The organism is Arthrobacter yangruifuii (assembly GCF_009192775.1).
Classification (GTDB): Bacteria; Actinomycetota; Actinomycetes; order Actinomycetales; family Micrococcaceae; genus Arthrobacter_B; species Arthrobacter_B yangruifuii.
In genome coordinates this window covers 72,537-85,687 of sequence record NZ_VTFX01000002.1, presented here as the reverse complement: position 1 = coordinate 85,687, position 13,151 = coordinate 72,537, and the positions used below count along the sequence as shown (strand labels likewise).

Annotated in this window: 19 protein-coding genes; 2 read left to right on the top strand and 17 right to left on the bottom strand. The window is 64.9% G+C overall.

From position 1 onward, the window contains the following. Nucleotides 1–12 precede the first annotated feature (12 nt). Both GD627_RS06430 and GD627_RS06425 read right to left on the bottom strand, forming a co-directional pair. Nucleotides 13–681, bottom strand: coding sequence for an STM3941 family protein (locus GD627_RS06430; RefSeq protein ID WP_152271849.1), 669 nt, complete (start codon nucleotides 679–681; stop codon nucleotides 13–15). 109 nt (nucleotides 682–790) lie between these two features. Beyond that, entirely contained in the window at nucleotides 791–1,147 is a 357-nt protein-coding gene (locus GD627_RS06425) for a YraN family protein (RefSeq protein ID WP_152271879.1), read from the bottom strand. A 393-nt stretch (nucleotides 1,148–1,540) separates the two neighbouring features. On the opposite strand from GD627_RS06425, the gene GD627_RS06420 reads away from it, so the two are divergent. Next, on the top strand, nucleotides 1,541–2,440 hold the full coding sequence (locus GD627_RS06420) for an LPXTG cell wall anchor domain-containing protein (RefSeq protein ID WP_194265987.1): 900 nt from the start codon (nucleotides 1,541–1,543) through the stop codon (nucleotides 2,438–2,440). Between the two features lie 31 nt (nucleotides 2,441–2,471). Here the strand turns inward: GD627_RS06420 and GD627_RS06415 are convergent, their stop codons facing one another. Continuing rightward, the gene (locus GD627_RS06415; RefSeq protein WP_152271847.1) at nucleotides 2,472–3,065 is read right to left on the bottom strand and encodes a 2'-5' RNA ligase family protein; all 594 of its coding nucleotides are present in this window, start codon (nucleotides 3,063–3,065) and stop codon (nucleotides 2,472–2,474) included. Between the two features lie 41 nt (nucleotides 3,066–3,106). Here GD627_RS06415 and GD627_RS06410 point away from each other — a divergent pair, with 41 nt between their 5' ends. Next, nucleotides 3,107–3,697 carry a GNAT family N-acetyltransferase gene (locus GD627_RS06410; RefSeq protein WP_152271846.1) on the top strand — a complete coding sequence of 197 codons (591 nt, stop codon included), beginning with the start codon at nucleotides 3,107–3,109 and terminating at the stop codon, nucleotides 3,695–3,697. A 3-nt stretch (nucleotides 3,698–3,700) separates the two neighbouring features. Here the strand turns inward: GD627_RS06410 and GD627_RS06405 are convergent, their stop codons facing one another. From GD627_RS06405 to ffh, 14 genes are all read right to left on the bottom strand, one after another. Continuing rightward, nucleotides 3,701–4,021: a DUF2469 domain-containing protein gene (locus GD627_RS06405; RefSeq protein ID WP_146364393.1), complete on the bottom strand. Its 321-nt coding sequence runs from the start codon at nucleotides 4,019–4,021 to the stop codon at nucleotides 3,701–3,703. Nucleotides 4,022–4,028: 7 nt separating this feature from the next. After that, nucleotides 4,029–4,766: a ribonuclease HII gene (locus GD627_RS06400; protein ID WP_152271845.1), complete on the bottom strand. Its 738-nt coding sequence runs from the start codon at nucleotides 4,764–4,766 to the stop codon at nucleotides 4,029–4,031. Further along, on the bottom strand, nucleotides 4,763–5,521 hold the full coding sequence (lepB, locus tag GD627_RS06395; RefSeq protein WP_152271844.1) for a signal peptidase I: 759 nt from the start codon (nucleotides 5,519–5,521) through the stop codon (nucleotides 4,763–4,765). Before lepB (GD627_RS06395) ends, GD627_RS06400 begins: the two co-directional genes overlap by 4 nt. Nucleotides 5,522–5,532: 11 nt before the next feature. Continuing rightward, nucleotides 5,533–6,243: a signal peptidase I gene (gene lepB, locus GD627_RS06390; RefSeq protein WP_152271843.1), complete on the bottom strand. Its 711-nt coding sequence runs from the start codon at nucleotides 6,241–6,243 to the stop codon at nucleotides 5,533–5,535. 5 nt (nucleotides 6,244–6,248) lie between these two features. Beyond that, a complete protein-coding gene (gene rplS / locus GD627_RS06385; RefSeq protein ID WP_146364401.1) occupies nucleotides 6,249–6,608 on the bottom strand; it encodes a 50S ribosomal protein L19 in 360 nt (119 codons plus the stop codon). A gap of 231 nt (nucleotides 6,609–6,839) precedes the next feature. After that, nucleotides 6,840–7,631, bottom strand: a complete 792-nt coding sequence (gene trmD / locus GD627_RS06380; protein ID WP_146364403.1) for a tRNA (guanosine(37)-N1)-methyltransferase TrmD — start codon at nucleotides 7,629–7,631, stop codon at nucleotides 6,840–6,842. Further along, nucleotides 7,632–8,195, bottom strand: a complete 564-nt coding sequence (rimM, locus tag GD627_RS06375; RefSeq protein ID WP_146364405.1) for a ribosome maturation factor RimM — start codon at nucleotides 8,193–8,195, stop codon at nucleotides 7,632–7,634. It lies immediately after the preceding gene. 180 nt (nucleotides 8,196–8,375) lie between these two features. Then, complete coding sequence (locus GD627_RS06370; protein ID WP_146364407.1) at nucleotides 8,376–8,618, bottom strand: RNA-binding protein; 243 nt, start codon at nucleotides 8,616–8,618, stop codon at nucleotides 8,376–8,378. A gap of 1 nt (nucleotide 8,619) precedes the next feature. Further along, nucleotides 8,620–9,027, bottom strand: a complete 408-nt coding sequence (rpsP, locus tag GD627_RS06365) for a 30S ribosomal protein S16 (protein ID WP_146364409.1) — start codon at nucleotides 9,025–9,027, stop codon at nucleotides 8,620–8,622. 194 nt (nucleotides 9,028–9,221) lie between these two features. Next, nucleotides 9,222–10,103, bottom strand: coding sequence for a VOC family protein (locus tag GD627_RS06360; RefSeq protein WP_152271842.1), 882 nt, complete (start codon nucleotides 10,101–10,103; stop codon nucleotides 9,222–9,224). A gap of 76 nt (nucleotides 10,104–10,179) precedes the next feature. Further along, the gene (locus GD627_RS16450; RefSeq protein WP_153297119.1) at nucleotides 10,180–10,338 is read right to left on the bottom strand and encodes a hypothetical protein; all 159 of its coding nucleotides are present in this window, start codon (nucleotides 10,336–10,338) and stop codon (nucleotides 10,180–10,182) included. Between the two features lie 24 nt (nucleotides 10,339–10,362). Further along, entirely contained in the window at nucleotides 10,363–10,872 is a 510-nt protein-coding gene (locus GD627_RS06355; RefSeq protein ID WP_152271841.1) for a GNAT family N-acetyltransferase, read from the bottom strand. A gap of 4 nt (nucleotides 10,873–10,876) precedes the next feature. Then, on the bottom strand, nucleotides 10,877–11,416 hold the full coding sequence (locus GD627_RS06350; protein WP_152271840.1) for an NUDIX domain-containing protein: 540 nt from the start codon (nucleotides 11,414–11,416) through the stop codon (nucleotides 10,877–10,879). 116 nt (nucleotides 11,417–11,532) lie between these two features. Next, on the bottom strand, nucleotides 11,533–13,116 hold the full coding sequence (gene ffh, locus GD627_RS06345) for a signal recognition particle protein (RefSeq protein WP_152271839.1): 1,584 nt from the start codon (nucleotides 13,114–13,116) through the stop codon (nucleotides 11,533–11,535). Nucleotides 13,117–13,151: the final 35 nt, after the last annotated feature.

Here is a 13,151-nt window from a genome sequence, read left to right as displayed (position 1 = left end):
TGGAAAAGGCCCCTAGAAACGTCGCCGACGTTTCCTAACGGCCTGGTGGTAGGTTTCGATGTCGCGTATGACTCCTGCACTGGGCCGCCCAAAAACAAGCGGCGAAAGGGTCACGTCCCATCCCGAGACGTTCCGGACCCATTGCACCATTGCCGCGGGATCCCGCTGCGGGAGGGATCCCAGTTGCCTGGCACCCCGTCGGGTTGATCGCATGGGTGCGTTCCGCAAAGCTGCGCCTGCAACCCGGCCCGCTCTGGCGGTTCCGCGCATCAACCGTTGCTCTTCCGGCGTGAACGATGCGATGTAACGTTCGCTGGATTTCAGGCGGATCCCGATAATCTTTGGTCCCGCGGGCCCGGCGCCGGTTCGCCCGATCCCGATTTCCTCCACGTCGTCCCATGGAATGAACCCGCCGGCCTGCACCAGAATGCCTTCTTCGGACAAGGTGAGGACAACCGGTACGCGCAGCATTCGCAGGACGGCGAACCCTCCGCCCGCTCCGAAAAAGACAATGGAGATCGCTCCAACGGTTTTTCCGAAGTTGGACCCGGCGATATCGATGATGAAAAGTCCCAGCAGGACGAAAGCCAGGCAGCCGGCAGCCAGGGCAAACACGGTCCACCGGGGAATGGGAAAGACCACCGGTTCAAGGGACCCGATTGGCGTTGCCGGTGTTTCCACTCCATCTTGCACTGAGAGTCCCCCATTGGTTTTCGTCCATGCTACGACAGGCATGGACGAGTTCCCGCCCTCTCGGCAGCACGGAGGCGATATCCATCTGCAGGCGAAATCAGCCGATGCCCCGCAGGTGCTCCACCTCCGGCCTGGTCTGTCCATTGTCCAGAACGGAGACGGCGTCAATCCTGCGGTGGGTGAAATAGCGGCTGTGCGCGCGTGCCCAGGCGCCGGCGAGCAAATGCAGGCGTGCCAGCTTCGCGTCACTGATCGCTTCAAAAGGGTGGCCGAAGTCCAGGGATGAGCGCGTCTTCACCTCGACAACCACGAGGGTTGCCCCATCCACCGCGACTATGTCGATTTCACCCTCGGGGCACCTCCAGTTGCGGTCGATGATGCGTAACCCGGCGTTGGTCAGGTACTGCGCGGCCAGTTCCTCGCCGCGGCTGCCCAGGATGTCTTTGGCTCTCATCATGCATCCACCCTGTCCTCCGGACCGGGCGTGCGGCAGGACAGGGTGTTCCTGCTGTGGAGAACCCGCCGTTCAAACACACAGGTCCCTGTATGTCGAGGTTAAGAAGGTGGGCGGATGCGATTTTTGCGCGGTTCTTGCTCGGAGCCTGCGTAATTCCTGAAGGAAACACTGAGATACCCCCGCAAGGATAGCGACGCAAACGAGTAATTCGATCCACAAAAGGAAATCATGCGAAACCGCAAGAGAAATACACCTGCTCTCGTGGCCGGATTTGCAGCCATTGCAGGGCTGTCGATTGCCACCGGCGGGCCTGCTCTGGCCACCGCCATGCCAGCGACCGGAGGTCCTTTGACCACGGAGCCGGCCCATTCTCCCTCGTCGGATACGTCCGTGACCGAAACAGGGGTCTACCTGTACCAGAAGCTGGACCCCGAGAAGCCTGCCGCCTGGGAGAACTCCGGGGAGCAGAACTTCCTGGCCAAGCAGCCGGGCCACGAGTGGTTCACCGATGTCTCAGCACTGGTGCCTTCCGAAGTGTGCGGAACCGGCTGGGCAATCCAGCAGGACGTACTCGAGTTCAAGGGGACGTACGAGTGGCCGAAGACACTCCGCTACCCGGATTCCAGCTTCCCCGGGGATCCCACGTTGAAGGACAACAAGCATCAGGAACTTGCTGAGCTGATGACGGTCCCGGAGTGCGACACCCCGTCGGAAAAGCCCACGGAGAATCCCACCCCGGAGCCCACACCGACGGATACCCCGTCCGAAAAACCCACGGACAAGCCTTCTGACAAGCCCTCGGACAAGCCGTCAGAAAAGCCGTCTGACAAGCCCTCGGACACCCCGTCGGACAAGCCGTCTGACAAGCCGTCGGAGAAGCCCACCGACACCCCGTCGGAGAAGCCGTCCGAGAAGCCCTCGGACACCCCGTCCGAGAAGCCGTCTGACAAGCCCTCAGACACCCCGTCCGAGAAGCCCTCGGAGAACCCCACGGACAAGCCGTCCGAAAAGCCCGTCACGGACCCGACCCCGTCGACCACGCCCGGCACCCCGGTGGCAGCAGTCACCCCGCCGTCCACCCCGTCCGCTCCGTCCAGCACCCCGGTGGCAGCATTGCTGCCGGCGGGAACGGACACCACTCCCCCCGCTGCCGCCAATGCGAACCCCCGCGTACCTGATGCGGGGCTTGCCCACACGGGCGCCGGCGGCACCTGGCTTGCCGTAGCCGGAGCCGCTATCCTCGCTCTCGGAGCGACGCTGGTGGTGATGGCCCGCCGCAGGAAGGCCTAGGCCCTAACCGGCCGGTGTACCCCGGACAGCTTCAGTGTCCGGGGTACACCACCGGCATCGGTATCAACCTCACCGGTTCCAGCCGCAGCGCCGGCAGGGGGCCGGAGTATCCCCGGGCCAGGGTGATGTGCGGCCGCAGTGTTGAGGCAAACATAAAGTTCGGATCGGCCGCCATGAAGGCGGCCGTATCGGACACGCCGCACGCAGTCAGGAAGTCCACCAGCACCGTGAACAGCTGCCCGTGCAGGGTTGTGAGTTCCGCCGTCGGTTGGTATTCCACCACCAGGGTCGATCCCCGCGCACCGAACCCCGCCAGTCCGGCCGGTTCGAGCCGGAAGGACGACGACGACGGCAGCAGCGCCTCCGTCCGGGCAATGTATCCGCCGAGGAGAGATTCGTAGGCGGCGCGGGAAATGCCCGTTTCTTCACGAATGACCCAATACACATCCCTCACTTTTCCAAAATGGATCAGTGTTCCGTGCAGCTGCCGGCGCGGGACCAGCCGGCCGCCGGAGGGCAGTACCCCCTGCAGGGACACCAGGTGAGCCAGCGACGCGCCGTCGGGCTTCATCTGGGCATAGAGCCGGAGATTGGCGTCAAAACCCGGCGGATCGGATTCAGGCATGGGAAAAGTCTAGGCGGGCACCGTCGGCTAGGCTGTTCCGCATGGCTTTTGAGATTCCGGTGCTACGCGACGATACGCTCCTGCTTCGACCGCACACGATGGCTGACCTTGACGCCGTACATGCGCGCTGCGTGGATCCGTTGTCCGTTCGGTGGACCACCGTTCCGCTGGATTACACCCCGGAAATGGCACGGGAGTATCTGGAGATCATTTCGGTCCCGCAGGACAACACGGTGTCCTGGGCCCTCGACGTCGACGGCAGCTATGCGGGAACCATTGACCTGCGCTTCCAAGGCGCAGCCTCGGGCTCCCTGGGGTTCGTTGTCTCACCGGAATTCCGCGGCCGGGCCCTGATGTCGCGCGCCGTCCGGCTGGCAGTAAACCATGCCTTCGGGGTGCTGGACTGGAGCGTGGTGACCTGGACGGCAAACGCCGGCAACGTCGCCAGTTATAAGGCGGTCTGGCGCTGCGGGTTCCCGCAGCCCATCGCCGTTCCCTACCTGCTGAACCACCGGGGAGAGATGGTGGAAGGCTGGATCTCCAGTCTGGCCAGCGGTGATCCGCAGGAGCCCGCGCTCAGCTGGGCGGACGCCGCCCGGCGGCTTCCTGCCGTCCCCGGGACCACGGAATAAACGCTACAGTTCGTCCGGCTTGGGCAGGGTGAGGTCATCGTTGGGGGTCAATTCCTCAACGTTGACGTCCTTGAACGTGATCACCCGCACGCTTTTGACGAACCGGGCGGACCGGTAGACGTCCCAGACCCAGGCGTCCTGCAGGGTGAGGTCGAAGTAGATCTCGCCGTCGGCGGACCGTGCCTGCAGATCCACATGGTTGGCCAGGTAGAAACGCCGTTCCGTTTCCACCACATAGCTGAAGAGGCCTACAACGTCGCGGTACTCCCGGTACAGCTGGAGCTCCATGTCCGTTTCATAGTTCTCAAGGTCTTCGGCGCTCATATTCCTATCATCCCCCAACTGTGCTTAAGTCGTCCCCCGGCGCCGGCACCGGTTCCCCCGGGCGGGGCTTCGACCCCAGCCGCCAGGACATGCGGTGCAGCGGAGTAGGGCCATGGACGTCGATGGCCGCGCGGTGGGCCCCGGTTGCATAGCCCTTATTGATCTCCCACGAATAATGCGGGTTCGCAGCGGCAAACTCTACCATCATGGCGTCGCGTTCAACTTTAGCCAGGACGCTGGCCGCCGCCACGCTCAGGCACTGCATGTCCGCCTTGATCCGGGTGTGCACGGGCGCCGTGCAGCCTGCGGCCGGCTGGTCAGGATCGTCAAAGAGGCTGCCTTGCTGCTCAGGCGAGAGCCAGTTGTAATTGCCGTCCAGCAGCACGACGTCGGGGCGGACCGTCAGGCACACCTGGTCCCAGGCGCGGGTTCCGGCAAGCCGCAGGGCCGCCGTCAGCCCGTGCAGGTCGATCTCGGCGGCCGTGGCATGGCCCACGCCCCAGGCGAGGGCCCATTTCTTGATCTGCGGCACCAGGGCATTCCGGTCCGCCACGGACAGGAGCTTGCTGTCGCGGACCCCCTTGAGCGACCGCACGGCCGCCAAATCCACAGCCACCAGGCCCACGGATACCGGTCCGGCGAGGGCGCCGCGGCCAACTTCGTCGCACCCGGCAAGGATCCGGTGCCCGGAGGCGGCAAACGTCCGTTCATACCGCAGGGTAGGGGCCTTGGCCGTGGAACTCACTGGCCGCCGCTCGGTTCGGGCACGTTCTCGAAGACCTCCGGGTAACTGCTGACTCCGCCGACGCGGTTCAGGGGCCAGGCCGTGACGACCGCCTTGCCCTCAATGTCCTCCACGTCCACGAAACCGTTGCCCTCACCGTACTGGTGCTCGCGGGAATCCGCGGAGGCGTTGCGGTGGTCGCCCATCACCCAGACCTTGCCCTCGGGGACAACCACGTCGAAGGGGACGTCGGAGGGAGCGGCGCCGGGATACAGGTAGGGCTCGTCCAGGGGCTGGTCGTTGACGGTGATCCTGCCGTCCGCATCGCAGCACACCACATGGTCGCCCTCGGTGCCGATGACCCGCTTGACCAGGTGCTGCTGGGACTCGTCCGGCAGCAGTCCCACAAAGGTCAATGCCTCACGGACCGGGTTCGATGCCTTCTCGGGGGTCTGCGGCAGCCAGCCCTTGGTGTCCTTGAAAACGACGACGTCGCCGCGGTTCAGGTCGATGGGCTGGGGAACCAAGAGGTTCACAAAAATGCGGTCGTTGATTTCCAACGTCTCCTCCATGGACCCGGAGGGAATGTAGAACGCCCGGAACAGGAACGTCTTGATCAGGAAGGACAGCACCAGGGCAATCACCACGATGGTCAGGACTTCCCTGACCCAGGCACCGAAGCCGCGCTTTTTCTCCTTCGGCGTCTTCGCTGCATGGTTCCGCGGTTCCCCGGAGCCGGGCGTCCCGTCAGGGGACTGGTCCGGTTGCTGCGACATTGCGTTTCCTCTTATTTCTCCGTGTTCCACTCGGCTCCTAAGGATAGCCGGTCAATACTGGTACCGCGTTCGAGCGGCCAAAGAATCCGCTCCGCCCTTCCGATGACGCGTTCCGTGGAAATCAGGCCGCCGCCGGGTGCGCCCAGCAGCGAACGGGAATCCGCCGAGACGGAGCGGTGGTCCCCCAGCAGCCACAGCCTGCCGTCGGGGACGACGACGTCGAACGCGGAGTCGCTGGGAGTATCCCCCGGATAAACGTAGGACTCGTCCACCGGAGTTCCGTTGACCGTAATCCGGGGATCCCCGTCGGAGCAGCAGCTCACGTGATCCCCGGCCACGCCGAGAACCCGTTTGACGTAGACCGTGTCGCTGCCGGCGAGTCCGAGCCAGCGCCCCACCGTGACCGCGGCGTCGGCCACTGCCGGGCGTCCGCTGTGCAGGGGAGCCAGCGAACCCCGCCCGTCGAACACCACGACATCGCCGCGCTGGATTTGCTCCGTGTCATAGGCGGTGCGGGAAACCAGGATCCGGTCACCGGGTTCCAGCAGCGGCTGCATGGAGTCGGAGGGGATGTAGAAGACATCGAACAGGAACGCCCGGACGAGGGCGGCGAGGATCACGGCCGCGGCGAGAGCACATAGCACAAAACGCCAGCCCACAAACCGGGGCCGGCGTTTCGTGTGCTTCGCGGAGGGATCCCCGGAGGCGGATGCTGCAGACAAGTAAGTTACTTGGCGGGACGGAAGTCGCGCTTTTCCTTGATCTTGGCTGCCTTGCCGCGCAGATCGCGCATGTAGTACAGCTTCGCGCGGCGGACATCGCCCTTGGAAACAACTTCGAGCTTGTCGATGACCGGGGAGTGTACCGGGAAGGTACGCTCCACGCCCACGCCGAAGCTGACCTTGCGGACCGTGAAGGTCGCGCGGAGGCCGTCGCCCTGGCGCTTGAGCACGAAGCCCTGGAAGACCTGAACACGGGTGTTCTTGCCTTCGATGATGTTTACGTGAACCTTGACGGTGTCACCGGCGCGGAACTCGGGGATGTCCGTACGCAGGGAAGCTGCGTCAACAGAATCTAGGATGTGCATGGTGTATCACTCCTGGTGAACGCCACAGGTCATTCACTTTGGTAACGGCAGCAAGAATGCGCCCGAAGGCTGCACGGATGCTGTCGAAGCTAAATAGACCGGCAGGACCGAGGATGGGCTGCCGGTGTGCTGATCTGTTGGCCGCGTTCCCCCTGTGGCAGGTACGGACCCAGATGACACAACTCCCTATTTTGCCATACGGACCGTGAACCGCACTAATCCGTACCGGGATCAGGCCGGCGGGCAGATCCTGCCGTCGCGGATGCCGTAGCCCAGCGCCGCCAGGGTGGCCCGGTCCGCCTTGTCCAGCGACGCCGGGTCGAGCTTTTCGATCAGGTCCGGGCGGCGGGCCGCGGTGCGGCGCAGCTGCTCGTCCCGGCGGAAACGGGCGATTTTGCCGTGGTTTCCGCTGAGCAGGATGTCGGGGACGGCACGCTCGCGCCAGGCAGAGGGCTTGGTGTACACCGGGTACTCCAGCAGTCCGTCCGAGTGGGATTCCTCCACGAGGGACTCGGGGTTGCCGACGACGCCGGGCACCAGCCTGCCCACGGCTTCCACCATGGCCAGCACTGCGACTTCACCGCCGTTGAGCACGTAGTCGCCCAGGCTGACGGGACGGACGTCGAAGCGGTCCCGGGCCCATTCCAGGACCCGTTCGTCAATGCCTTCGTAGCGGCCGCAGGCAAAGACCAGGTGCTTCTCTTCGGCGAGCTCGTAGGCCATGGCCTGGGTGAAAACCGCACCGGCAGGCGAGGGGACAATCAGCACCGGCCGGGCGCCGCCGCCGGCCGCTTCGTCACCGGCTACCGCCTCGAGCGCCTGGGCCCACGGTTCGGGCTTCATGACCATGCCCGCTCCCCCGCCGTACGGGGTGTCATCCACGGTGCGGTGCCGGTCGGTGGTGAAATCCCGCAGATCATGGACGGCCAGGTCCAGCAGGCCTTCGGCCCGGGCCTTGCCGATCAGGGACAGCTCCAGGGCGGCGAGGTACTCCGGGAAGATACTAACGACGTCGATGCGCACTTACTGTCCGGCTTCCTTCGTCTCGGCCGGAGCTGCTTCCTTCTTATCCTCGGGCTTGTTGAGCTCGAAGAGGCCCTCCGGCGGAGTCAGCAGCACGTAGCCGTCCTCGATGTTGACTTCGGGGACGATCGCCTCGACGAACGGCACGAGGATTTCCTCGCCGCGGCTGTCCTCGACCACCAGCAGGTCCTGGACGGTGAGGGTGCGGAGCGCGCTGACGGTGCCGACGACGTCGTTGCCCACCCGTGCCTTCAGGCCCACCAGCTCGTGCTCGTACCAGCCTTCGTCGTCGTCATCCTCATCCACCGTTTCGGTGTCGATGAACAGCTTCACGCCGCGCAGTTCCTCCGCGCCGTTACGGTCCGCGACCTCCTCGAATCCCAGCAGCAGGATGTCCTTGTTCCACCGGGCGCTGATCACGGTCAGCGGGCCCTTCGAGGCCGGTTCGACGGTAAGTTCGGTACCCGGAACAAACCGGTCCTGGGGCGCGTCGGTGAGCACCTGGACGGTAACTTCACCGCGGATGCCGTGCGGCTTGCCGATGCGTGCCACCTGTAACTGCATGGAATCTCCTCTATGGGGGCGCCGTAAGCCCTTGTTGGCCGGCGCCTGAAACAAATCCGGCCCCTTCACCATTATCTGGTGTCGGGGCCGGATCCTGTGTGCTGCTGTTACTGCTTTACTTCCGATACTGCAATGAAGAACTGTTCGCTTCCGCTGCACCGCAGCCGATCATCGATCGGGTCAGCGGCGCCGGTCCGTGTCCACTACGTCCACTCGTACCTGCTCACCGTTGGCAAGGGCGGCGATGACCGTGCGCAGTGCGCGTGCGGTCCGTCCCTGCCTGCCGATGACCCGGCCAAGGTCGTCCTGGTGAACCCGAACCTCGAGGGTTTCCCCCCGGCGGTTGCTCTTGGCGGAAACCTTGACGTCCTCGGGACTGTCAACGATTCCGCGCACGAGGTGCTCCAGCGCTTCAGCGAGCAAGTTACTCTGCCTCAGCCTCGGCGGAGGCCTCGGGAGCCTCCTCCTTCTTGGCCTTGGGGGTGATGGCCTCGGGGACAATCACGGACTTCTTTTCGGGAACCACGAAGGGCTCCTTCGGGGCCTTGGTACGCAGGGTACCTTCCTGGCCTTCGATGTTCTTGAACTTCTGCCAGTCACCGGTGATCTTCAGCAGTGCTGCGACCTGCTCGGTGGGCTGGGCACCGACGCCGAGCCAGTACTGCGCACGGTCCGACTTGATGTCGATGTACGACGGCTCTTCGGTCGGACGGTACAGTCCGATTTCTTCGATGGCACGGCCATCGCGCTTGGCACGGGAATCCATGACAACCACGCGGTAGTGTGCTGAGAACTTCTTGCCAAGGCGCTTAAGGCGAATCTTTACGGCCACTTTTGTGGTCACTCCTGATCTGAAATGGGGCGAACCCGTACTTCTGCTCCCGTGGGGCGGGCCATAACGTTGGGGTTCAAAAGGACAAGATGCATGCACGGAGAGAGGGGCCGCGCAGATCGAGTACCTGACCATTGTGCCAGATGGTTCCGTCTTTTGCGACTTTCGCCGCCGTCCTGCGGATCAACGGATTTTCAGCCCGCGGCGACACGGAGCCGGTTGCTCCACGGGTCCTCGAAACACAGTTCCGCACCCGTGGAGCGGCTGGCAACTTCGGCGAACCGGAGCCGGTCCGCCAGCGCGGCGACGTCGTCGTCCGAGGGGACACTGATGAGCACCTCACCCAGTCCCAGGGTGTCCCGGCGCGGACCGGCACCGCGGCTGTTCCACACATTCATGGCCATGTGGTGGTGGTAGCCGCCGGCGGAAACAAACAGGGCCTGCCCGTGGAAGCCGGCCGTCCGTTCGAAGCCGAGCGTGTCGATATAGAAAGCGGCGGCGGTTTCCGTGTCCCCCACCTGCAGGTGGACGTGCCCGACGGCGGCATCGGCGGCGCCGGGTCCGTCCAGTGCCGCTTCGCTCAAATGTTCGCGCAGGTAGGCCTGCGGGGACAGGGCGAGGGAAGCCATCTTCACTTCCGTGCCCTGTGCCGTATTCCTCCACTCCCAGTCGTTGCGGGGCTTGTCATAGTAGAGCTCAATGCCGTTACCCTCGGGGTCGGTGAAGTAGAACGCCTCGCTGACCAGGTGGTCCGCGGACCCGGCAAAGGCTGCTGCGTCAAACCGTGCAGCGGCGGCCACGGTGGCGGCGAGGTCCTCCTGCGTCTCGAACAGGATGGCGGTGTGGAACAGTCCCGCCTCGCCCCGCGAGGCGACCTGCAGCCCCGGCGCCGGAGCAAGATGCACCAGGGGCACGGAACCGCGGCCCAGGTACATGCCGCCGTCGGCTTCGGCGACCACGTCCAGTCCGATGGCGCCGCGGTAATAGGCGGAGACCGTCGCCATGTCTCCCACCTTGAGCATTACCGTGCCCATGGACAGATCGGACGGCAGCAGGTCATTTACTTGAAGGTTCATGCAATGAGCTTACTTGAAGCTTCACCTATTTCTTAATGCTTGCCTCGTCACGCCGGCACGGCTAGACCGCCTGCGCCTACGTTTTTCTCCTGGCTTTGATGGTCGTCTCCACCATGGCATACGTGAAAAAGCCGCCGACGACCGTGAAGATGGTCAGGAAAATAACCGGCGGCACGTAGGACTTCGTGTCTCCTTCGACTATGGCGTCGTCGGGATCGCCGGGATCGTAGAACACGTGTTGCTGCCGCTGCTTTTCCAGTTACCGCCGCAGCGGGGCACGCATGGCTACTCGTCGTCCAAGGGAATCCATCCCGACACTGATTTCGTGTTGCCGCAGTTCGGCCAGTTCACCGTCGGGCGCAGGCACAACATCGAAGCCGCAGCTGGCATAAAACGGGGCATTGAAGGGGACATCGCGGAAGGTGCACAGGGTCATGGAGACGTAGCCCTGTTTGCGGGCCCAGTCCAGTGCTGCCTCCACCAGTGCCCGGCCCAGCCCGGCGCCGGCGGCATCGGGGTGGACTGACAGCTGCTCAAGGTGGGCCTGTCCGTCGAGCTCCTCCAGGCGGGCAAAGCCGACGGGCGGCCAACCGGCCACCAGGAGGCCGCGGGCGGCGGCAAACTCCGGGAGGGTTGCCGCGGGCGGCAGGTCCGCCGGGGCCGAGCGCATCCCCGCGGCTGCGCCGAGCAGGGTGTCGGAGGCTTCCTCCAGTGCCGGCAGGAACGGCAGGTCCCCGGGCGCCGCCTCCCGGATGCTCCGGGCGTCCATCACTTCAGCGTCCGAGAATTCCGGAGAAGCCCTCCATCGAAGGCATCATCCTGCGGTCCGACGGCGCGGCGAGGGGCGCCGGCACGGCAGGTTGTCCGTCTACGAGTTCCACTATCGTGCCCAGTTCCAGGGCCTGAAGCGCGGCCCGCAGCCGTTCCCCCGCCAGTCCCCCGCCGCCGTCCTCCAGGGGAACGAAGCGTGCCTCCCGCTCTCCGCCGGCGCCGGTGAAGGAGGTGACGGAAGTGGTTATAGTGCCGCCGTCGAACAGGAAGGCAATCGAGTCCCCCTGCCCCTGGACTCCCTGCACATACTCCAGCACCAGGACGCGGCCAACGTCGAACCCCGGGTCCAGGATTTCCCGGGCGCTGCGGCGTGCGGCCGAGCGGGGATCCTCCCCGCTTTTCACCACACCGCCGGGCAGCTCCCAGTCCGCGCCGTTGCGCAGCAGCAGCACGCGGTCATCCGTGGTGCGGATCAGAACGCGGGCCGTGATGCTGCGCCGGAAGACCGACCCGTAAAAGCCGGTCAGGCCCTGTGCCGCCATGCTGGCCCCTTCCTTTGGTGCCTGGGTTCCCCGGTGCGCAGCGGAAAGCGCCCACCGGCTATTAAACACATAACGCCGGACAGGAGGTCCGGCGTTATGGAAGGGATGGCTGGTCCTTACTTACCGAGGAACTTATCAAAGCCCTTGGGCAGGTTCAGGGACGCGGGGTCAAAATCCGCGTCCTGGGCGCCGAAGGCACTGCCGGTCGGCAGTGCCTTACGGGCACCGGCAGCCCGGGCCTCGGCCGCTGCGCGTTCCTGGGCAGCCTTGGCCGGGTTGCCGGACTTGGCCTTCTTCTTGCCCTTGGCAGCCTGCTGCTTCTTGCGTGCACCGCCGAAACCGCCGGGTCCCGCCATCCCGGGCATGCCCGGGATGCCGCCGCCCTGGGCCATTTTCTTCATCATCTTCTGCGCCTGGACAAAGCGTTCCAGCAGGCCGTTGACCTCGGAGACATGCACGCCGGAACCGCGGGCAATGCGGGCGCGGCGGGAACCGTTGATGATCTTGGGGGCTACCCGCTCGTGCGGGGTCATGGAGCGGACAATGGCTTCCACGCGGTCGATTTCGCGTTCGTCGAAGTTTTCCAGCTGCTCACGCATGCCGGCGGCGCCGGGCATCATCATGAGCATCTTCTTCATGGATCCCATCTTGCGGATCTGCTGCATCTGGGCGAGGAAGTCGTCGAGGGTGAAGTCTTCCTGGTCGGCGAACTTCTTCGCCATCCGGTTCGCTTCGTCCTTGTCCCAGCTCTGCTCGGCCTGTTCGATCAGGGTGAGGACGTCACCGAGATCCAGGATGCGGCTGGCCATGCGGTCCGGGTGGAAGACCTCGAAGTCGGTCAGGGCCTCGCCGGTGGAGGCGAACATGATCGGCTTGCCGGTCACCGATGCCACGGACAGGGCGGCACCGCCGCGGGCGTCGCCATCGAGCTTGGTGAGGACCACGCCCGTGAAGTTCACGCCCTCGTTGAACGCCTGGGCCGTGTTGACGGCATCCTGGCCGATCATGGCGTCAATGACGAACAGGACTTCGTCCGGGTTGATGGCGGCGCGGATGTCCGCGGCCTGCTGCATCAGTTCGGCGTCCACGCCCAGGCGGCCGGCGGTGTCCACAATGACGACGTCGTACAGCTTGGTGCGGGCTTCCTCGATGCCCTGGCGGGCGACGGCAACCGGGTCACCGGTGGCTGCCTCGAACTCGGAGGAGACACCCGGGTGCGGGGCGTAGACGGGTACGCCGGCGCGCTCACCGTTGACCTGCAGCTGGCGTACGGCGTTGGGGCGCTGCAGGTCCGCGGCGACCAGCAGCGGGCTGTGTCCCTGGGACTTCAAGTGCTTGGAAAGCTTGCCGGCCAGGGTGGTCTTACCGGCACCCTGCAGGCCCGCAAGCATGATGACCGTGGGCGGGTTCTTCGCCAGGCGCAGCCGCCGGGTCTCGCCGCCGAGGATGGCTTTGAGCTCCTCGTTGACAATCTTGACTACCTGCTGGCCCGGGTTCAGGGCCTGGGAAACCTCCAGGCCGAGGGCACGTTCCTTAACGGAGGCAGTGAACGCCCGCACCACGGGAACGGCGACGTCGGCGTCCAGCAGGGCGCGGCGGATCTCGCGTACGGTGGCGTCGACATCGGCCTCGGTCACCCGGCCCTTGCCGCGGAGGTTCTTGAAGGTTGAAGTCAACCGGTCAGACAGTGAATTGAACACGCGCCGCGCACTTCTTTCGTCAGTTCTTCGCCATG